Here is a 20039-nt window from a genome sequence, read left to right as displayed (position 1 = left end):
CAACCGTCCGGAAACCGCTTCACACTTCCGGCATCATGTCCTGAACGGTCAAATCTCCCCAGCCGACGGCCCCCAGACGTCCGTCAGCGCAAAACCGTTCGGATGCGGGTCAAAGGGGTCGAGAGCTACCTGGGTCAGGCCGAAGGTGAAGCCGCGGCCGGTGATGGTGGGGATGACCGCGGGGCGGCCGGCCACCTCGGTTACTGCCTGCAGTCCGACCTCGAATTCCGAGCCGATGATCGATTTCGAGGTGAAGGTGTCGCCGACCTTGGCCTTGCCGCGGGCATAGAGCGTGGCGAGATTGGCGGAATTGCCGGTGCCGCAGGGCGAGCGGTCGGCCCGGCCCGGCCACATCGTGGTGCAGGTGCGCACCGTGCCATCGGCTTCGGTATCGCGGAACATGACATAGGCGACGCCCGAGATCGCCGGGATCTCGGGATGAACGACCTTGATGTCGCGGTTGATCAGCTCCTTGAGAATCATGCCGGCCTGGACGAGGCCGGCGGCATTGGCCTTCTCGATCGTCAGGCCGATCTGGCCGACATCAACAAGCGCATAGAAGATGCCGCCATAGCTGATATCGGCCTTGATCCTTCCCCAATGCGGCGTGTCGATCGCGACATCGAGCTCATGCACGAAGGAGGGCACCATGGTCAGCCGGACTTTTTCGCAGCGCCCGTCGCGGCAGGTCGCCGTTGCCTTGACGAGGCCGGCGGCGGTTTCGAGGGTGACTATCGTCTCCGGCTCCTTCATCTCGACGATGCCGGATTCGAGAAGCGCCGTGGTGACGCAGATTGAGTTCGAGCCGGAGCTCGCATGCGCCTGGTCGGGCTGCAGGATGATGAAGGCGGCGTCGGCCTCCGGGTGCCGTGCCGGCAGCAGCAGATTGACCGAGCCGATGGGCGCGCCGCGCGGCTCCAGGCAAAGGAAGCGGCGGAGCTCGTCGCCCTTCGGATCGGTGTTCAGCCAGTGCAGCTGGGCGGCAATGGTCTCGCCGGGGATCTTCGGCACGCCGCCGATCGCGACGCGGCCGATCTCACCTTCGGCGTGGACATCCAGCAGCTGGATCGTGCGCTTCCATCTCATATCGAAAACTCCAGATCAGACGTGACGGGTGACGCCGCCATCGACGCGAATATTCTGGCCGGTGATGTAACCCGCGCCATCGGAGAGCAGGAAGGCCGCGGTCTTGGCGATCTCCTCCACATGGCCGACGCGCTTCATCGGCACCGTCTCGGCGGTCCCGGGTTTGTGGTTCAGGCTATCGATATAACCCGGCAGGATGCAGTTCATGCGGATATTGTCGGCCGCATAACGATCGGAATAAAGCTTGGTGAAGGCGCCGGCAGCGGCGCGGTAGGTGCAGGAAACCGGGAAGACCAGCGTCGGCTCATAAGCCGCAAAAGTGGTGATGTTAACGAAGGCGCCCTTGCCCTGTTTCAGCATGACCGGCGTCACCAGGCGGGCCATGCGCACCAGCGACAGGATCATCATGTCGGAACCGAGCGTCCAGTTCTCGTCCGATATATCGAGCAGGTCGCCCTTCGGCGGATGGCCGCTCAGGTTGACGACGGCATCGATGCGACCATAGGTCTTCATCGTCAGGTCGAAGATCGCCTTGAGATCCTCGGCCTTTTCGGCCACGCCGCGCGAGGCAACACCGCCAAGTTCGGCAGCCAGCTTCTCACAGCTTTCCGACGGCGACATCAGCGCCAGCTGATAGCCCTGCGCCGAAAGCTCGCGGGCGATCGCCTCGCCCATACCGCGGCCGCCGCCGGTGATCAGCGCTACGGGTTTGGTGGTTTCGGACATCGGGACCTCCTAATAACGGTCTATGCGGAACGGGGTCATATCGAGGGATGGTTTGAGCCCGGTCACCATATCGGCGATCACCAGCGCTGTCGTTGCCGAAAAGGTCAGGCCGAGATGGCCGTGGCCGGTCGCATAGAAAACGCCGGGCAGTTTCGACGAGGGCGAAATGATCGGGATCGTATCGGGCAGTGCCGGGCGATGCCCCATCCATTCCGTCGTCTCCTCGACCTTGAGACCGGGCAGCGCACGCTGGGCATGGCGCACCAGCACCCGCGGACGGCGGAAATCCGGCGCAGCATCGAGGCCGGCGAGTTCGACATTGCCGCCGACCCGGATGCCGCCCGCCGTCGGCGTCACCATGAAGGCGTGATGCGGCCAGATCACCGAATAGCGCATCGCGATGCCTGGCTTCATGATCTGCGTGTGATAACCGCGCTCGGTTTCGAGCGGGATCGGCTCACCGAGCTTTTCGGCAAGGAAACGGGTGTGGACGCCGGCGGCAAGCACGACCGAACCCGCCTCGATCCGCCTGCCATCATCGAGGAGAACGACGGCGATGCCATCGCCCCTGCGCTCGATATTCCGCACAGTGCCGGAAACGAAAGTCGCGCCCGCAGCCTTTGCGGCGTCGGTGAGTTTCACCACCAGCTTGTAGGGGTCGCGGATCGACTTGTTGTCGGGGAGCAGCACGGCCTTGGCGATTGCCGGTGACAGAGTGGGCTCGTAATATTGGATGGCGCCGTTGCTCAAGACCTCGAATTCGAGGCCGTAGCGCTGCATCATGGCGAGATGGCCGCGATCGGCGGCAAATTCCGCCTCGGTCTCGTAGATCGCCAGACATCCTTCCTCGGTCATCAACTCGGGTGCGCCGATTGCTTGCAGCATCTCTCTGAAATCGCCAAGCGCCCGGTTCGACAGGCGCATGCCGGCATCCTCGATCTCTCGGAGACGCGAGGGCCGGCCGGCAGCGAGGAAGCGCAGGAACCAGGGCAGCATCCTGGCCGCATAGGAGGGACGCAGCCAGACCGGGCCTTCGGGATCGAGCAGCCAGCCGGGGATCTTCTTCCAGGTCGAAGGGCCGGAGCCGGCGGCAAAATCAAGCGCAATGCTCGCCATATTGCCGAAAGAGGTGCCGCGGCCCGGCTCCCCCTTGTCGATCAGCGTCACATCAAGGCCGCGCCGCTGCAGCTCGAAAGCGATCGAGGCGCCGATCACGCCCGCGCCGACGACCGCTACCTTCTTCTTCGTCTCATCCGCCATGCCATCAACCCATCGCACGGCAGACAGAAGTGCCGTCGTGAATCTGATATATCACATCAAGATGCGATGCCTAGAGAATTTCCGTTTTTTCCGAAACACGGAAATTCTCTATCTCGTTGTTTTTTCGCAATTCCGAAACGCAAAACCGCTGTGCACTTTTGCTGGAATTGCTCTGCGGGATTTTTACTGGCTTACCGGCAGGCCGGCGCCGACGCTGTCGCCGACCGAACCGACGGTATTGTTCATCGACTGGCCGAGACGCTTCAGCTGGGCATCATAGTTGCGCCGGGTGCGCGGATCGAAGATCGCAATCGGCGTGCTGACGGCAACACTGACGGCACTTCCGGCGGTCTGGGCAGCGCCCATCGCCACGGCGCCGACAGCCTCGCCGAGGCCGACATTGGAATCTGTGATCGTCTGGCCGGCAATCAGCCGGTCGCCGATCAGCTTCACCACTTCGGGGCTTTCTGCGAATTTGCCGTGGTTCAGCCGGTCGCCGCCCTTGAGCTTGGTGAGGTCGAGCACGGTGATGCCGGCCGCCTCGAGCTTGCTCCGGTAAGGTTCGGCGGAAGGATCGATCTGGCCGAGCCGGTCGACATTGCCGGAGATGCGCCGCGACAGCGCCAGAGCCCGGTCGTCCTGCGAGACGAAGATGGTGAAGTGCGGCCTTTCCTTGCCGAGGCTGGCGAACTGGCGGCCGAAGACGTCGACATCGAGATCCGGCGAAGCGAGGATGACATTGTTGATCTTCGGAGCGACATGACCGTTGCGGATCGCCATCTGCCGCAGCGCTTCGACGGTGAGCCACGTGCCCATCGAATGGGCCATGATGGTGATGTCGTTGACAGCAGGATTGGCGGCGGTGCGGGTCAACAATTCCTCCAGCGCGTCGCGGGAATAGTTGGTGCTTTCCTTGTCGTAATTATAGTCGAAGATGCTGCCGCGCGACGGCCAGGTGAAGACGACGGGGGCGACGTCGGCATGCGAATCGTGGACGATCTGCGCGAAGCGGTAGACGGCATCCTCATAACGATTGTTGAAGCCGTGGACGAAGACGAGCACGCGGCGGCTCTTCGGCATATGGGTCTTCAGCCAGGTCTCGCCGGCCCGCTCGCCTTCAAGCGGATCGACCGAAACGGTGACGAAATTGCGCAACGGATCGGCCGGCAGGCGGCTTGGCCACTGCACCTGGCCGACCTTGCGATTGGCTTCCGGCGGGATCGAGACGTCGACGGCATTGACCGCGAGCCCGGTGCCGCGTTCGCCGGAGAAAAGCACGGCGGGATTGTCGTCGGCAGCGCGCGTCGTCGCGACGAGTAGATCGACCTTCGACGTGCCGGGGGCCGCGGTGCCGGCCGCCTGCATGACACCGACCGGCCTGCCGCCGCAGCCGGCGAGCACCATCGTTGCAACCAGAAGACCTGTCAGAGCCGCGGGCAAGCCGCGTCTTTTGCCGATCATGACCAAACTCCAATCGGTTCACGCACCGGACAGGCGGCGCCCGTTCAAATAGTCCGACGAGGCTTGCCGAGTCAAACCGCGGGAGGTGGACAAGAGCAATCCTGTGAAAACCGCTGCGCGCTTTTGCTGGAATTGCTCCTGAAACTTTCGGCTATCCCCGGCGTTTTGCCCGATCAGGTTCAACCGATGGATCAGGGTGATGAAGTTGCTCGCGATCACATGCTTGTCGACATTGATGCTGATGCCTTCGCTCGGCTCGACGGAGACGCTTGGCGAGGCCGATATCCGCCGCGACATCATCGGCAAGACTGTCTACCTCTCCACGCCGCTCGGCGGTGAACTGCCGCTGATCTTCCGCTCGTCCGGCAAGGTCGACGGCAACGGCCAGGCGATCGGCCTTGGCCGCTATGTCAAACCCAGCGATACCGGCCAATGGTGGATCGACGCCAACCGCCTCTGCCAGAAATTCCAGAGCTGGAACAAGGGCAAGCCGATGTGCTTCGAACTCGAACGCGCCGGCGCCAACACGATTAAATGGACCTGGGACAACGGCAAAACCGGCGTTGCCCGGATCGGCAATTGATCGATTTAGACCTGGAAGAAACAGACTTGGGGAAAAGAAAAAAGCCCGACGCGGGAGGAGGTGCGCCGGGCTCTTGATCCTGACTGACAACTGGGAGGAGGAGTGTTGTCAGTCCGATGTAAGAGCGCTGGGAGGAGGAGTGCGCTGCTTACGAAGATAGTAATAGCCAATTCTTTTGATTCGGAATAGCGAAAATACCGCAATGCAGCAATGCGCTGAATGCAAGGCTTGCCTCCTAAATGGCACGCCACCGCCTCATTTTGCAGCATGTTTGACCGGATGGTCAAAATTGTGCCGAAAATTGCGGCCTCGACCTGGGAACCGGCCCCTCATCCGCCTGCCGGCACCTTCTCACCGAGGGGAGAAGAGGATATGCCGCGACCTTTCCGTTCCTCGCCACCTCTCGCATGGCACGTCCCCTCTCCCCGTCTTTTACGGGGAGAGGGTTAGGGTGAGGGGCAGCGACTAGCGCGAACCGAAAAGCCGTGGGCTTGCCTCGTCAAGCAGCCTTGAAGACCTTGCTGCCCTCGGCGTCGAGGGCGGAGAATTCTTCGTTCGAGAGGGTGATGTCGACAGCCGCGACGTTTTCCTCGAGATGCTTGACCTTGGAGGTGCCGGGGATCGGCAGCATGACCGGGCTGCGCTTCAGCACCCAGGCGAGCGCGATCTGGCTGGGTGCGGCATTGTGCTTTTTGGCGATCGTATCGAGCAGCGAGCCGGGCTTGGCGAGATCGCCGGCGGCGAGCGGATACCACGGGATGAAGCCAATATTGTGCTTGGCGCAATAGTCGAGCACATCCTCGCTGGTGCGGTCGACGAGATTGTAGCGGTTCTGGACGGTCGCGACCTTGAAATGCTTCGAAGCCGCCTCGATGTCGGCAACGGACACTTCGCTCAGACCCGCATGGCGGATGAGGCCGGTATCGAGCAGCGATTTGATCGCATCGAACTGCTCCTTGGCCGGCACCTTCTGATCGATCCGATGCAATTGCCAGAGATCGATCTGCTCGACGCCGAGATTGCGCAGGCTCTTATGCGCCTGCTGGATCAGATATTCCGGACGGCCGACGGGCAGCCAGATATCGGGGCCGTGGCGGGTCAGGCCGCCCTTGGTGGCGATGACAGACTTGCCGCCATAGGGATGCAGCGCTTCCTTGATCAGCCATTCGGAGACATCGGGGCCGTAGGAATCGGCCGTATCGATGAAGTTGACGCCGAGTTCCGGCAGGCGCTTCAGCGTGCGGATGGATTCGGCATGATCGGAAGGCTCGCCCCAGATGCCCTTGCCGGTGACGCGCATGGCGCCGAAACCGAGACGATTGATCTCGATATCGCCGCCGATCTTGAAGGTGCCTGACTTGGCCGCGTTGTATTGGGCTGCGTTGTGACTGGACATGGTCTTTCCTCTCTTATCAATCAATCATTGAAATCGGTGGAACGGTCGGAGGCGCTTGAACAGCGGCGGCACGGATGCCGAGGCTTTCGGAGATGCCTACGAGCGCGAATGTCTGCCCTGATCGAAAGCGATGCCCGGCATGGTGATGATCCGCCTATCGCGGGATCATCAGAATGTGGCCGCTGCGACGCTTGCAGATATAGGACGGCCCGGTTCCGATAACAGGGCCTGATCACAGGGATGAGCGGAAACATCGACATCGAGCTGATCTCGTCGGAAGTGCGCACGGAGGCGCAGGCGGCCCCGCGTCAACGCCTGGTCTTTGCCTCGTCGCCGAATTCCGCCAGCATCTTCCAGAGGTCGGTGAAAATCTCCCGGGCGAAATCCTGCGGCGAAGCACTTGGCGGGCGCTGCGGCCAGAGCTCAGCCCCGACGCGCAGCGCACCGATGACGATGGCCGCAAGGACGCGCATGCGGGGCCGTTCAAGCGGATCATCTCCCTTGCGCAGAAGCAGCGCCTCGGCGAGCTTCTGTTCGAGCTTGGCATATTTCAGCTGGTCGCGGGCCTTCAGCGCCGGCGTACGATGGATAAGGTCCCCACGCGCCAGACCAGGCTCGTCGACGGAAGCGATGACGGTTGCGGTGATCGCCGCCTCGACCGCCGCGACGGAGGATTCGTCCGCCGGCCTTGCGGCGACCGCCGCCATCAGGCGATCGGCGAAGGCATCCTGCCAGGCGAAAACCACCTCTTCCTTGGATGGGAAATAATCGAAGAAACTGCGTTTGGAGACATCGGCCGCCTCGGTGATGTCTTCGATCGTCGTGGCCTCGAAGCCGCGCTGCAGAAAGAGGGTCATCGCCGCCTGCTCGATGCGCTCGCGCGTCTGCCGCCGCTTGCGTTCCCGCCTGCCTTCCGTCGTTTCCGTCCGCTTGTTCTCAGCCATTCCGGCTCGGCATCATCGTTCAGCCGCCGGTTTCGTTGGAAAAGGCGGCGACATCGTCGATGTCAGTCGCGCTCCCGCGATAGCTGATGCGCTCGCGTGACAGTTCCAGCGGCTTGCGACGCGAAATCCGGTAGACCGAGGCCGGCGGCAGGTTGCGCACCGTGCCGCCAATGCGCACCGCCTTGAGGCCGAGACGGTCGAGGATCGGCCGCGGCACCGGGCAGCGCGGACCATAGGTGAACTGATAGACGGCGCCGCCCGGGCGCATATAGGCGAAGGCGCCAGCCAGGATCGAGGCGATCTTGCGCGGCGACATGGAGAGGAGCGGCAAGCCGCTGACAACCGCGCCGACCGGTTCTCCTTCGAAAATATCGGCATGGGCGAGATGGGCGGCATCCATCTGCAACACACGCGCCGTCGGAAAACGCGCCTGCAGCGATGAGATGAACTCCGGACCGTACTCGATCAGGGTCAGATCCGCTTCGCTGACCCCGCGCGCCAGCAGAGCCCTGGTGAAGACGCCGGTTCCCGGGCCGAGCTCGATGATCGGCCCGTCGAGTGCGGCAATTTCACTGGTCATGATCCTGGCAAGCGAATCCCCCGACGGCGCGATGGCCGCGACCCGAAGCGGGTTGCTGACCCAGGAACGGAAAAAATGCAGGAAATCGGAGCATGCGGCCTTTGCAGTCATGACTATCCCACCCGTCTGAAATTCGATTGATTATGAAAAGCGACCATCGCGGCGAGCATGGCAATTCCAAGGCAGACGCGTCAATCGCTCTTGGCTGCGGCTTTTCGCAACACCACCGTCAACAGTTTGCGTAATTCTGTACCTATTGCATTTTTGCATTCGATGCAACATCGTACGAACGACAATTGGGGAAGGACATGCCGTATCCGGCTGGCCGCTACCTCTACGCAAAGGTGGCCAAAGGCGACCAACCTCTCTTTCGTCATGCTCGGGCTTGTCCCGAGCATCTACAGCCGGTCGATACGCAGCAGATCCTCGGCACAAGGCCGAGGATGCCGCCGAGGGGAGAGCGAGGTTTGTCCACGAACTGAGGGCGACCCTGAGGCCGCCCCTTCAGCCCATTGCGGGCCGTTCACGATCGCGAAGACGCGGAGCCTCTCGTCAGTAGTTGCAGCTGGAGCCGCTCCCTGGGTTGAAGCCGAGCTTGCAATCCCTCTTGAGGGGCTTCTTCGGGTTCATCATGTAAGGCGTCGAGCCCGTGGTTTCCGAGGCGCGCTCGCCGATCGAACCGGTCGTGCGCCTGTCGTGCCGCACCGTGGTTTCTTGTTGGGCAACCGGACGCGTGGCTGCGCCCTGCTCTGTCGCGCTCGACTGGAGGGGAGCTGCCGTTGCCGAGAAGGCCGAGAGGCCGAGGATTGCGCCGAAGGCAGCGGCCATCAGGCCGTGCTGGAAAGTCGTGGTCATAATCGTCTCCTTGGGAGGATTCGGGGAATTTACGCCCCGGAGTTAGGAAGGCGATCTGTCACATACTACGGTGCCAAAGCAGAGGTCACGGACATGTGAGCGGCAGCCCGATCAAGAAAAAGGCGGCTCATCGCCGCCTCTTTCATTTGCCGGCTCAATAGCCGTTATCACAGGGCATGCTGCCGGGACCGATCGATCCGGAAAACGTAGGGTTGCACATTTCCGGAGTGGCCGGCCTGTTCACCGGCGCGCGGACGATGGAGCCCGTGGTGCCGGCCTCGACGCCGAAGGCGGCAAGCGGATACCAGTAGCCATCGGAATGGCGGCGGGTGCCGGGGCGCTCCATGCGAAAGCCCTGATAGCCATGCCAGGACCCGGCATGTGGCTTATATTGCACCATTTTTACATCCGAGACAGCGGGCGGCCGAGCCGTCTGGACGGGTGCTGCCTGCGCAGGGATGATCGACGTGAGGGCGAGAAGGGCGCCGAGCGCGGCGGTGGATGGGGCAAGCCTGAACATCTTCATGATAAACCCTCCTTATGGATTTATCTCGGAAGAATGCCTTTCAGACGAGCGGAGTTCCATGGCTCACACGCAATTCCAAAACTCGTGATTGCAGGCGATCTGGCGTGACTAAATCGCCGAAAAACGTGAAAAGTCGCGATCAGGAAAGGGCTCAAACGGCGCTGGTGACGAAACGTGAATTCTCTGTTCTCAATTCGCGTATAATGTCCGGTAACCCTGGCCGGAGAGGCAAGCGACATATTGGCGATGGGCGGCAGCGCGCGCTATCGTTTCGGCCTCAAGCTCATCGGCCTGAGCATATCCGGTCAGTTGGGCGCGCAGCTGATACTGCTTCCTTGCCTCGTCATACATGGCGTTGCCGTCGGTCATGCAAAGACCGTGCGCAACAACAGGCGGATTGACCGGCACGCCGACCGCCAGGAGCACCGGATCATTGGCATGGTCGATGCAGCCGCCAAGGGCCGTCATCATCGCCAGGGCAGCCAGAGCCCGAAAAATTCCCACCGCCATGCATTCCTCCGGCTGAAGCGCCTTAAAGATCATCAGACCTGCGGATACATCAGGAAGGTTGCGCGAAACTAGGCTGACGGCTTAGCCGCCAATCCGGACCGGACGCACCACCTGACCAGACATGCTTAAAATATTGCTAAAATATTATATTAATGCTTACTTATAGTCGTAAACGCTAATCTTTCGGGAGGGAAAGATTATGGCTTCGCCGTGGGTAAACGACGCGCTCTCGCACGCACAATCAGCATTTTCCAGCAAGACTGATACAAATATCCTTGAGGTCGGGGGCGGCTCCCGCACGCATATCCCCTTGAAAGGTGCGCGATATACCGTTGTCGACATCTCCAAGGAGCAACTCGAAAAGAACCAGGACGCCGCCGAAAGAATCCTCGGCGATGCTCAAACCATCGACTATGGAGATCGTCACTTCGACGCCTGCGTCTTCTGGGACGTTCTCGAGCATTTGGAAAGCCCGCGCTCTGCCTTGTTGAGAGCCCATGATACCCTGTCTCCCGGTGGTCTGGTGTTCGTCAAGGGTCCGATCCTGAATTCAGCCAAAGGGATCTTCACCGACCTGACGCCATGGTGGACACACGTCTTGTTCTATCGCTACGTTCTCAGGCAGAAAAACGCCGGAAAGCCGGGCTATGCCCCATTCCGCGTCGAGCACGCCGCAGAGGCATCCCATTCGGAGATTGCCGGGACATTGAAAGACCTCGGCATGGATGTCGTCTTCGTCGGCGAATATGTGTCGACGCAGGTGCACGCGCTCAAGGATAGAATTCCCCCGCTTTATTGGCTCTATGAAGCTTTCGGTCTTGTGCTTCGAACGGTTTCGGCCGGGAAGATCGGGGGTCGGGAGACGGAGTTCCTGATCGTGGCAAAGTGTCTTCGTTAGGGACACCCCACCAAGATCTATATAGCACTTCGGAATCCCGAAATTGGTTGCGGCATTGAAATCATTCAATGTTTCCTCATGTCGACATCTCACGAAGCGCGGCGAATTTCGGAATCCCGAAGCGGGGGGATTTCGGGATTCCGAAGTGAGGATTTTTTCTTCCTGCCGACGCGACCGCGTTTGTCGGCGGCAATCTTGCGGTCGGTCTCGGACCATTTCCGGCACCTTTCCGCCGTGCATCGCTTCCACTCATCGGTGGGTGGCGCACCTTCATGGTCACCGACAAAAGTCAGCGTGAACCGATTGGGATGCGCGACACCGCTGCCCGCCCGGCCGCGGCGAACTTTTATCAGCCCCTTATATTCGAGCTCATCGATCGCATCGGCCACATATTCGCCGGTCACGCCGTAAGACACGAACTGAGGATGGGTCACGACAAGCTTGCCGTTTTCCAAGGCGGCGTGCGACGTATGCTCGATGACGATGCGGAAGAAGGCGCGGCAGGCATTCGCACTCAATGTCGTGAAGGCCGCAGATTCCAGCAGTTGGATCGTCAACCATTGCCAGCGAAGGCTGCCGTCATCCGTGCCGCTCGGCGGAGCTGTATGCTTGCGCACCATCGCCCGCGTCTTTCCCTGACTGGTTCGGCTCTTGTCGCGAGGATTGAATTCCGCCATCAGCCCCTCGCCCGTGTTGTCGATCGGTATCCGCCCTCCCTCCAGAGCCTGTTGCGGGAACTCCGTTCATGCAGCGCGCGACGGCCACAGCTCGTCCGCGCCATCACCTCATCCCTGAGAAAAAATTTGCTCAACATCTAACAGTCCGTGGTTGCAATGGCGGCAAACCTAGCGCAAGAACGATCCATGAACTAGGAAAATATTCTTAGTTATGATCTTCTATTATCCAGTCCCTTCTGCTAGGATTGCTGCAATGAATCTCGGGGGTAGAAGCGCGATGCGAATAGGCGGTATGGGGGAAAAGAGCGTGGTCGTTTGCATCAGGCGATTGCCGGCATTGTTTTCGATCTTACTGGGAAGCGCCGTCCAAGCCTTTCCCTGCGATCAGACCATCGTGCTGTCCAACTGGAAGTCCTGCCAGGTCGCCCCCTTGAGCGACGAGGGTGGCGCCGCTGATTGGAAGGCGGTGCCTGAATGGACCCGCGACAAAGCCATAAGCCCGTATTTCTTGAATGATCCGCGTGCGCTGGCAAACCACGGGCTTTGCAACGCCAAATTCCATCGCGTCGTGATCTGCTGGCCGGGATGGGACGAGGGCAATAAGGACGAATGCTCCTATCTCATTTGCAACGGCGCGTCGTGGAAAAGAGAATCCGAAGGGGGAGAGAGACTTTAGCCGAAGAAAGACGCTGAGCCTTGATCTCCCGATCTCAATCTTGAAAACCTGAAGCAGTTTCGAGCAAAACGATTATTGCAGCGTCGGCACTACCCATCCTCCTCATCAGCAAATATGCTCGCGGCGGGCAGCCGGAAGGCGCCCCAAAACCTTCAATGTCCAGAGGCCCTGCCCGCATGACATCACTGCACTGGAAGAGATTTTCCTGCTTTTGCCTGTGCCTCACACTCTCCACTCCGGCATGGTCCGCCGGCGGCATCGAGATCCCGGGCTACGCGCCGGCGACGGGTGTCGAGCGCAGCTACCGCGTTCAAAAAGCGACCGAGACCGATATGTCGTTCTGGTTCGACAAGCCAGGCGCCTCGGCCATGACGGTGCGCGGCGCGTTTCGCCAGCGTATAACGGTCCTGTCGCGGGATGAAGACAGCATGCGGGTCCGCTGGTCCCTCAGCGCCGATTTGCCGGAAGGCATTACCGGCCTTGCCGACAGCTATCAGATGAACCTGCTCTATCGCAATTCCCTCACGGCCTATGGCACTGCTGCGCTCGAACTCGAAACCGACCTGAACGGCAACCCGCGCGATCTCTCCGGTGTCGATCAGATCGTGGCGCATATGCGGGAGGTGGCGGCCAATGGACCGGCTGGAGTTCCCGCGGCTGGCGCCTCCGCGGCGCCACAAAGCGGGGTCTATGACCTCATCGCCAAGCTGGAGGCAAACCCTCTTCAGATTGTTGCCGCCTTGGTGCCGGAGGCGCAACTGCTTGCCACAGGGCAATCCTATCAGGCAGAGACCATGGAGATTGGCCAGGTCTCGGCGACCTTGCGAGACGAAGATTATGGCGGCGTCAGCGTTCCAGTGACCTCGACCTGGGCCCTGAAATCCACCGACGCAACCGCACGCACGGCAACCCTTTCCTTGTCGGAGGAAGCCGACGCCGCGGCATTCAGCCAGTCGCAGCAGCCGGTGATCGCAAATTTGATGACGGGCTTTGCCGAGCGGGCAAAGAACCTCACCGCCGATCAGCTGGCTTCCGTCAAACGCGCCAGCAAGAGCCGAAGCGTCGAGCTTGTGGTGTCCCTGGATGATGGTTCGACGCTCGAAGCGTCGCAGATCGTCACCGCTACGACAGGAGGGGCAACGTTGCGCACATACACCCACATCCAACGCGAGGACATGCCGGCCAGCCTGCCGCTCCCCGCCGTGTTGACAGCAAAAGACCTGCAGACGCCCGATTTGCATATCGAGCCGCTGCCATCAGCCAAGGCCGGGCCGGGCATCCTGGATGAGCTTTCGACACCGCCTGCGCCACCAACGGCGTCGCAGGAGACGACCGTTGCTGCAGACAATGACGCGGCCAAGGCGATTGCGCCCGTCTCGCTTGAGGTGAAGGGTGCGGAGGTAGGCCTGTCTCCCGTGTCCTACGACCCTGGCCTGAATATCGTGCTCACCCCGGAAAGCGCCGCCACATTCCGCGATTTCACGCAGGCGGCGTTGGGACGACAAACGCAGATGCTGATCAACGACAAGGTCGTTATGGAACCCTGGATGAGGGAGCCGATCATGGATGGTCGCATCGTTCTGGCGGGAACGGATAGGAAAGATTTGGAAACGATGGCGGAACAGTTGAGGGTTCCCGGGGCCAAGATTCTCGTCCGGGTACGCCCATGAGGGGGCCAGCTGTGTAAAGGCGGACTTCAATCTTTCGCTTCAGAGATCAGACGTATCAGCGTTCCGTCACTCGCCGCGGCACTGATTGCCGTTGCGATCTGCCGGAGCGGTCCACGCGCAACGAGCGTCTCTGGCGGAGGGTGTTTTCCGGGACCCGGATCGATAAAGGCCGAGCACTCATGGTCCGAGTCGAGCATTGCCATGAACGATGTGGCGACAATCGCTTCGCCGCAGGCGGCGCATCGGAGAATGTAGGAACCGCCATGGACGATCGATTCTGTTTTGTCCAATCCGCAGGACGGGCAGACAAACATATTGGTCATTGCTTCACTCCAGCATGAGCCCACGGCTTATGAGGCGGCGGCCAGAACGATGGCGATCGCGAGCAGCAAGGGCCCCATCCACTTGAAGTGGCGAAGCAGGGGCGGCCGGCTGGCCGGCTTGCCTGGATATGGCAGATAACCAAAGCCGACGGATGTCATCCACATGCCGGCGCAAAACATGATGATTTCATCGATATAAGCTGCGATCATGACTTTCCTGCCTTCGGATCGGCCTGCGATATCTCTGTCTCGGCGTCCGATACCACTCATCCTACCCATCAGTACGGCCAGACGGAAGAGAAGAGTGGAGCTGAGGGATTAAACTTTGGGTAGCATAATTACTTCGAATCCCCTAGGCATTCGTAACACGCGAATCCACGACAGCCACTTCTCGGGAATGTTTCATGCACAACGCCAAATTCATTCGCCACGCCGCCTTCTCTGCGTGCGTCGCTTTTGCGACATTTCAGGCCGGACAGGTTCTTGCCGATTCGGCCAATGAAAAGTTCTTTGACGCAGCCCTTTGTAAGCCACCCTATACGATGACATCGGCAATGAAGATCTATGATGTCGTGGAAGCTCTGGCCAAGCCGGACACGTCGTCTTTGGGTGCGGCGATCTACAAACTCCCGAACCAGATAGGCCGCGACGGCTTTAAGTCGACCGAGATTTTCTTTGCTAACAACGCTGTTGGCGTCTTGATCGAGGGCGAGCGCGCTGACGATCTGGCCGCGAAATACGGTTTGAAGCCGGAGACCTCGGACCTGCTCGGCACATCCACCAAGGGCTATTCGCTTGAACTTCCCGCAGATCTGCAGCCGGAACCCGGAATGGCCGGGCCTGGAAAAGTCTCTATCGTCGCCCGCCAAGGCAACGCCCTGCCAGGCAAAACCTTGCTGGCGTGTGAATTCGTTCAGGAGTTCTAGGAGGCCCGCATAAGCGCGCAAAACGGCGGCACGAAGCCCTTTTCGAAAAGTACATCCCAGCAGTTCGCTGCTCGAGAAAAGCATCTCGTTCATACCGTACTCGCCACGCCGGATGAATCGCCCTATGTGTGCAGGCTGCAACGGCAGAGAGCACGCAGCGGAGGTCCTGAGATCATGCAAACCATTTGGAAGAAGCCGGTAACGCTCGCCCTCGAAGGCCCGGATCAGTGGGTGGTGATCCAGACGACCCAAGCCGCGACATGGGCGCTGGTTGAGGACTGGCCGACCGAAGAGGGTCCCGCCTTGGATAGAGCCTGTGCGGTTTGCGCCGATGTCATGTCGGGCAAGCGAAACCGGGAAGAGGCGCGCCAGGCGTTCATCGACGCTGCGATCGAAGCTGGAATCCCGATCAAGGAATAAGGCCACGACCCGTGCGGCGCCTATTTGGCGCTGGAAGGCGAGTGGTCATCTCGGCCCGCCATCCAGCGTGATGAAGAGATTATAGGCGATCAGCCATCATAATGGCCCGCCAATGCTGCCTCCGCAGACTTGACAACCACGGCCAGATTGACACCCTTCGTCACGATGGACCCGGTCGCGCGAAGGTCGGTCACCCGCCCGACTTGGGAGACGGGAGAGGCACGACCGTGCCGGCGTCCAGATCAGCGACCCGGAGATCATTGTCGCCTTCAGTCCACGAACGGATCGTTCTAAAACCGCGACGCTGACGGGAACGTCAAGCCGTCTCCGGGGCTTTGGCTCTCGCCAGGTCCTGCAGGAACTCTTCCATCAAGGGCTCGTCGCCGAACCGGCGATAAGCCCTTTCCGCTTCCAGCGAGAATGCCGGATGGGCTTCAACAAGGCTTGCCATGGTAGCCTGCGCCTTTTCAAGCTCTCCGCTTCCACCCTGCAACGCGGCTTGGATGAGAAGGCAATTCGCATCGCGGGGCGCTCTGACAAGGCACTCGCTGATGACCGTGGCCGCCTCTTCGCGGCGGCCATCGGCATAAAGCGCCTGACCATGCACGTAGGCATAGTATTCCGGTGCCATGGGGTGCAGTCGGCGCGCCCGCTCCGCGTTGGCGACAGCGTCCGGATAGTCTCCGAACCGGACCTGCGCTTTGGCCAGCGCGATCATACTGTCGGGGTCGTTGGGGTTCAGTTCGACCGCACGCTGCGCCGCCTGAAGCCCGCCGGAGTAGTCCGCCTGCAGCGCAAGTCCGAAACTGATTACCTGATATCCAAAACCGAGATTGGGATCGAGCCGCACGGCCTGCCGCGCCTCACTGAGACCCAAATCCAGCTCGGGCGCTGCGGCTTGACCGCCGGGCCTTTGCGCCACTTCGCCGATATAGGTCAACGCAAGACCTGCGCGAGCTGCGGCATAGGCCGGGTCCATTTCCAGGGCGCGCTGATACAGGCCACGGGCATCGAGAATAGCGTTATGGTCAGTGGCGCCGTGCCGGTAACGGTTGCGGGCCTGCAAGACGAGATCATAGGCCTGCAGACTATCCGTCGGCCGCAGCGCCGCCGCTGCCGCTTCGCTTCGGCCGATATAGGGCGCGAGTTGCGCGACGATTTCCGTGGTGAGCTCGCTCTGGACGGTGAAAACGTCAGCAACCTTCTTGTCGAAGCTGCGCGACCATAAGTGCGCCCCCGTGCCGACATCAATGAGCTGCGCCGAAACGCGGAGCTGGTCGCCTTCCCGGCGCGCGCTGCCTTCAACCACGTAATCAACGCCAAGCTTTGCCGCGAGCTTACGCACATCCGTCTCCTGCCCGCGCACGGCATAGGTAGAATCGCGGGCGATGACCTGAAGCTCGGGATTACGAGCAAGCGCCGTGGTGACGTCCTCGGTCAGTCCGTCCGCAAAGTAAGGCTGGTTATCGCTGCCGCTCATGGTTGCGAACGGCATGACGGCAATCGAGGGCCTGGGGTCTGCACGGGTCTGGTCCAGAGAGAGTGCAGCCGGGATGCCGCTCACCATCGCGGCCAGCGGAAGAGGTGAAATCTGGGTGCCGATGAGAATGAGAGCGATGGCAGCAACGCCATAAGACCAGCGCGCCGCGCTGCAGCGCAGGACATGTGGCACCTGCCGCCAGATCGACCAGGAAGAGCCCGCCCGCCTTACGCGGTACACTTCAAGCAGCTCGGGAATATTCTTGGCACGCCTGCGGCCGACTCGGGCGAACAGCTCGCCGCGGTTGCGCTCGGCGGCCATCACCACAGCGCCGCTGACGAATATCTGGCCGGGCTCGGTCATGGCCTCAAGCCGGGCCGCGACGTTCACTCCATCCCCATAGACATCGCCATTATCCTCGATGACATCACCGAGGTTGATGCCGATACGCAGCTTGAAAGGGCCGTCGTCAAAGCCTTGCTGGATGGCAAGTGCGGCATCAACGGCCGCGTTGACGCTCGGGAACATCGCAAGGAAGCCGTCACCCGTCGTTTTGAAGGTGGTTCCGCCATGGCGGGCGACAGTGGGGTCGATCAGCTTGTCAAAAACAGTGCGCAGCTCTGCATAGGTGGAAGACTCGTCCTCGGCCATCAGCCGGCTATAGCCGACGATATCAGCGGCCATGATTGCAGCGAGCTTGCGTTGCATTTCAGTCTCCCAACGGAGTGGCTTGGCACACGGCCGGCACTGCTAACAAATTAGTGCGCAGCGATCATTCAGACTAGTCCTGCAATTCGGGAAGCGGTAATCAATACAGCTCATAAATGCGTGAATATTGAGACGGTCCGTCAATTGGCGGTCGCCGGCCTCTACTTCGCCTGGAGCCGTCCCGTCGCCTCACCGATGAGGGCGAGCGCGATCACGCGAAGGCCGCGCTGGAGCGAGCGTTCGCGGCGTTGCGTCCTGACACGCGCGGGACTGAGGAGAAGATCGACGCGTTCGCCCGCCTCATGCGGGAGAAGGCAACGCAAGGGCCGATACCTTTCCGCCGCGCCTACCTTCGTTCCGTTATCGACCAGGTCGAAATCTATGACGATGGAATCCGCATCCATGGAAGGCGGGACGTTCTGGAACGTCTGGTGATGAGCGGAGAGGCTGCGGCTGGAGTGCCCAGTTTTTGTATGGAAAATGGCGCACCCGAAGAGATTCGAACTCCTGACCCCCAGATTCGTAGTCTGGTGCTCTATCCAGCTGAGCTACGGGTGCGTGCAAAATGCGGCGGTGCCGCTTGCGTGGCGATCCTCTAAAACGTCCTTCGGGACAATGCAAGAGCATTTCTGAAAAAATCGCGTCTTTGTCTGTCCGCAGCCGCGCCTTGCCAAACCCCGTCACTTTTCAACATGCGTCCGGCTGCGGTAATCCTCCAGCGAAACCGGGCGATCGGGGATCTCGATGCGGAACTGGGTGCCGACCGTCGGTTTTTCCACCAGCGCGATCGTGCCGCCATGGGCAAGCACCAGTTCGCGGGCGATGGTGAGGCCGAGGCCGGTACCGCCGGAGCGGGCAGAGCCGCGGAAGGCGGCAAAAAGGTTCTGGCGCGCCTTCAGCGGCATGCCGGGGCCGGTATCATCCACTGTGATGCTGACGACGCTGCCGACGCGCTGGGCGGAAACGGTGATCCGCCTGACGGAGCCCGGGCCGCCCTCGCCCGGCGACGTCAGTGCCTGCAGTGCGTTGCGGCAGAGGTTGTGAATGACGCGGAAGAGCTGCTCGCCATCGGCATCGACCTCAAGCTCGGCGCCGATCTGCTCTGCGAATTCGATGCCGCTTTGCGGATCGATCGCCAGCATGTCCTTGACGTCCTGGGTCAGTTCCAACAGGCGGATATGGCGGCGGCGCGGGGCGGATTCGCTCGCCTTGCCGTAGGACAGCACCTCGGTGGTGTAACCGACGGCGCGGTCGATGGTGCGCAAGAGCTTCGGGGCAAAGCTTTTTACCATCGGATCATCGACATCGACCAGCCGGTCCGACATCAGCTGCGCAGACGCCAGGATATTGCGCATGTCGTGATTGATCTTGGAGACGGCGAGGCCGAGAGCGGCCAGGTTCTTCTGCTGCTTCAGCGTCTTCTGCAGTTCCATCTGCATCGAGGTGAGGTTGCGGCCGGCGACCGCCAATTCGTCGCGGCCGCCATCGCCGATATAGATATGGGCCGGGTTGTCGGGATCGGAGGAGAATTGCTGCATGCTGCCGGTCAACCTGCGGATCGGGCCGATGAGAATGCGGTTGATCGCAAAGAAGATCAGCGTCGCCGTGAACAGCGAGATCAGCACCGACAGCAGCAGGACATTGCGGGAATAGACGAACATCGCCCTGCGCAACTGCCGGTCCTTCATCACCACCTCGACGCCGGTGTTGGTTTCCCCGACGGGACCATAGACGCGGATTATCCTGCCGCCACCGAAGACCAGCGTGTCGAGCGCGTCGCGTATCGCCGTTACCGGCGGCACGTCGGTGAGATCGTAGGACTCGTCGACGGAGGCCGGCATATCGGTCGTCGCCAGCAGCCGCGAGGTGCCGTCCTTGCGCAGCACGATCGCCTTGGTGCTGGTTGCCTCCAAGGTCTCCTTCTGCAGCGCGCGCGGCAGTTCGACCGGCTGCAGCCCATCGATGACGATGGCGGCGGCAGCGGCCGTATTCAGCCTGTCCTGCAGCCAGCGTACGCGCATGCTGGCGACCGAGGGAAAGAAGATCAGGATTTCGGCGAGCATGATAAAGAAGACGGTGAGCCAGAGCAGCTTGCCGGAAAGACCGCCGAACAGGCCGGCAGACGGGCACGGCGCCCTTGCGGCCTCGCCGGCCGCCGGGTTTTCCGCCGAAGGATTGTCGCCCTGATCTCTCATCGGCATTCTCGTCTCACCCGATCGGCAGCACCCGGGCCGCCCTTACCGTTGAGCTCTATATTAGACCAAGATGCTCCGCTTTCAAATCTTTGCGAGCAGCGTCATGTCGTCACAAAGAAACGCCGCCCGGAGGCGGCTC

22 protein-coding genes, 1 tRNA gene and 1 pseudogene are annotated in these 20039 nt (G+C 61.1%); 6 read left to right on the top strand and 18 right to left on the bottom strand.

Annotated features, from left to right (window positions below; genetic code table 11):
• Positions 1–48: 48 nt before the first annotated feature.
• From GR198_RS34990 to GR198_RS34975, 4 genes are all read right to left on the bottom strand, one after another.
• A complete protein-coding gene (locus tag GR198_RS34990; protein WP_164070467.1) occupies positions 49–1086 on the bottom strand; it encodes a 4-hydroxyproline epimerase in 1038 nt (345 codons plus the stop codon).
• 15 nt (positions 1087–1101) lie between these two features.
• Positions 1102–1812 carry an SDR family oxidoreductase gene (locus tag GR198_RS34985; protein ID WP_164070466.1) on the bottom strand — a complete coding sequence of 237 codons (711 nt, stop codon included), beginning with the start codon at positions 1810–1812 and terminating at the stop codon, positions 1102–1104.
• 9 nt (positions 1813–1821) lie between these two features.
• Positions 1822–3072 carry an NAD(P)/FAD-dependent oxidoreductase gene (locus tag GR198_RS34980; protein ID WP_164070465.1) on the bottom strand — a complete coding sequence of 417 codons (1251 nt, stop codon included), beginning with the start codon at positions 3070–3072 and terminating at the stop codon, positions 1822–1824.
• Between the two features lie 183 nt (positions 3073–3255).
• Positions 3256–4533, bottom strand: coding sequence for an alpha/beta hydrolase (locus tag GR198_RS34975; protein ID WP_029873849.1), 1278 nt, complete (start codon positions 4531–4533; stop codon positions 3256–3258).
• A gap of 199 nt (positions 4534–4732) precedes the next feature.
• Here GR198_RS34975 and GR198_RS34970 point away from each other — a divergent pair, with 199 nt between their 5' ends.
• Positions 4733–5116: a hypothetical protein gene (locus GR198_RS34970; RefSeq protein WP_029873850.1), complete on the top strand. Its 384-nt coding sequence runs from the start codon at positions 4733–4735 to the stop codon at positions 5114–5116.
• Positions 5117–5615: 499 nt separating this feature from the next.
• Here the strand turns inward: GR198_RS34970 and GR198_RS34965 are convergent, their stop codons facing one another.
• The 6 genes from GR198_RS34965 to GR198_RS34940 form a co-directional block, all read right to left on the bottom strand.
• Positions 5616–6512 (bottom strand): aldo/keto reductase, encoded by an 897-nt coding sequence (locus GR198_RS34965; protein ID WP_130823713.1) that lies wholly within the window; start codon positions 6510–6512, stop codon positions 5616–5618.
• A 308-nt stretch (positions 6513–6820) separates the two neighbouring features.
• Positions 6821–7456 carry a TetR family transcriptional regulator gene (locus GR198_RS34960; RefSeq protein WP_164070464.1) on the bottom strand — a complete coding sequence of 212 codons (636 nt, stop codon included), beginning with the start codon at positions 7454–7456 and terminating at the stop codon, positions 6821–6823.
• A gap of 19 nt (positions 7457–7475) precedes the next feature.
• Positions 7476–8147: a class I SAM-dependent methyltransferase gene (locus tag GR198_RS34955; RefSeq protein WP_029873853.1), complete on the bottom strand. Its 672-nt coding sequence runs from the start codon at positions 8145–8147 to the stop codon at positions 7476–7478.
• A gap of 441 nt (positions 8148–8588) precedes the next feature.
• A complete protein-coding gene (locus GR198_RS34950) occupies positions 8589–8891 on the bottom strand; it encodes a hypothetical protein (RefSeq protein WP_164046465.1) in 303 nt (100 codons plus the stop codon).
• Positions 8892–9045: 154 nt separating this feature from the next.
• Complete coding sequence (locus tag GR198_RS34945) at positions 9046–9417, bottom strand: cell surface protein (protein WP_164046464.1); 372 nt, start codon at positions 9415–9417, stop codon at positions 9046–9048.
• A gap of 189 nt (positions 9418–9606) precedes the next feature.
• Positions 9607–9927, bottom strand: a complete 321-nt coding sequence (locus GR198_RS34940) for a hypothetical protein (RefSeq protein WP_029873856.1) — start codon at positions 9925–9927, stop codon at positions 9607–9609.
• Between the two features lie 199 nt (positions 9928–10126).
• Here GR198_RS34940 and GR198_RS34935 point away from each other — a divergent pair, with 199 nt between their 5' ends.
• Positions 10127–10825 carry a class I SAM-dependent methyltransferase gene (locus tag GR198_RS34935; RefSeq protein ID WP_011650257.1) on the top strand — a complete coding sequence of 233 codons (699 nt, stop codon included), beginning with the start codon at positions 10127–10129 and terminating at the stop codon, positions 10823–10825.
• An 89-nt stretch (positions 10826–10914) separates the two neighbouring features.
• Here the strand turns inward: GR198_RS34935 and GR198_RS34930 are convergent, their stop codons facing one another.
• Positions 10915–11502 (bottom strand): hypothetical protein, encoded by a 588-nt coding sequence (locus GR198_RS34930; protein WP_164046461.1) that lies wholly within the window; start codon positions 11500–11502, stop codon positions 10915–10917.
• A 211-nt stretch (positions 11503–11713) separates the two neighbouring features.
• Here GR198_RS34930 and GR198_RS34925 point away from each other — a divergent pair, with 211 nt between their 5' ends.
• The gene (locus tag GR198_RS34925; RefSeq protein WP_164046460.1) at positions 11714–12178 is read left to right on the top strand and encodes a hypothetical protein; all 465 of its coding nucleotides are present in this window, start codon (positions 11714–11716) and stop codon (positions 12176–12178) included.
• A gap of 176 nt (positions 12179–12354) precedes the next feature.
• Complete coding sequence (locus GR198_RS34920; RefSeq protein ID WP_164070463.1) at positions 12355–13848, top strand: hypothetical protein; 1494 nt, start codon at positions 12355–12357, stop codon at positions 13846–13848.
• Positions 13849–13874: 26 nt separating this feature from the next.
• Here the strand turns inward: GR198_RS34920 and GR198_RS36040 are convergent, their stop codons facing one another.
• Both GR198_RS36040 and GR198_RS34910 read right to left on the bottom strand, forming a co-directional pair.
• Positions 13875–14171 (bottom strand): hypothetical protein, encoded by a 297-nt coding sequence (locus GR198_RS36040; protein WP_164046456.1) that lies wholly within the window; start codon positions 14169–14171, stop codon positions 13875–13877.
• A 27-nt stretch (positions 14172–14198) separates the two neighbouring features.
• Positions 14199–14381: a hypothetical protein gene (locus GR198_RS34910; RefSeq protein ID WP_164046455.1), complete on the bottom strand. Its 183-nt coding sequence runs from the start codon at positions 14379–14381 to the stop codon at positions 14199–14201.
• A gap of 194 nt (positions 14382–14575) precedes the next feature.
• Between GR198_RS34910 and GR198_RS34905 the strand changes: the two genes are divergently transcribed.
• Entirely contained in the window at positions 14576–15097 is a 522-nt protein-coding gene (locus tag GR198_RS34905; RefSeq protein WP_164070462.1) for a hypothetical protein, read from the top strand.
• Between the two features lie 174 nt (positions 15098–15271).
• The gene (locus GR198_RS34900; protein WP_012755837.1) at positions 15272–15517 is read left to right on the top strand and encodes a DUF982 domain-containing protein; all 246 of its coding nucleotides are present in this window, start codon (positions 15272–15274) and stop codon (positions 15515–15517) included.
• Positions 15518–15606: 89 nt separating this feature from the next.
• Here the strand turns inward: GR198_RS34900 and GR198_RS36305 are convergent.
• The 5 genes and pseudogenes from GR198_RS36305 to GR198_RS34875 all read right to left on the bottom strand — a co-directional run bounded on the left by GR198_RS36305 (position 15607) and on the right by GR198_RS34875 (position 19906).
• Positions 15607–15803, bottom strand: a pseudogene (locus GR198_RS36305) (hypothetical protein).
• Between the two features lie 30 nt (positions 15804–15833).
• Positions 15834–17705 (bottom strand): adenylate/guanylate cyclase domain-containing protein, encoded by a 1872-nt coding sequence (locus GR198_RS34890; protein ID WP_164070461.1) that lies wholly within the window; start codon positions 17703–17705, stop codon positions 15834–15836.
• A 161-nt stretch (positions 17706–17866) separates the two neighbouring features.
• Entirely contained in the window at positions 17867–18028 is a 162-nt protein-coding gene (locus GR198_RS34885) for a hypothetical protein (protein WP_155248947.1), read from the bottom strand.
• A 158-nt stretch (positions 18029–18186) separates the two neighbouring features.
• Positions 18187–18263 (bottom strand) — tRNA-Arg (locus GR198_RS34880).
• A 122-nt stretch (positions 18264–18385) separates the two neighbouring features.
• The gene (locus GR198_RS34875) at positions 18386–19906 is read right to left on the bottom strand and encodes an ATP-binding protein (protein WP_164070460.1); all 1521 of its coding nucleotides are present in this window, start codon (positions 19904–19906) and stop codon (positions 18386–18388) included.
• Positions 19907–20039: the final 133 nt, after the last annotated feature.

Source organism: Rhizobium leguminosarum, assembly GCF_010668065.1.
Classification (GTDB): domain Bacteria; phylum Pseudomonadota; class Alphaproteobacteria; order Rhizobiales; family Rhizobiaceae; genus Rhizobium; species Rhizobium leguminosarum_S.
The sequence above is the reverse complement of the archived record's forward strand: the minus strand, read 5'-3'. Positions and strand labels throughout refer to the sequence as shown.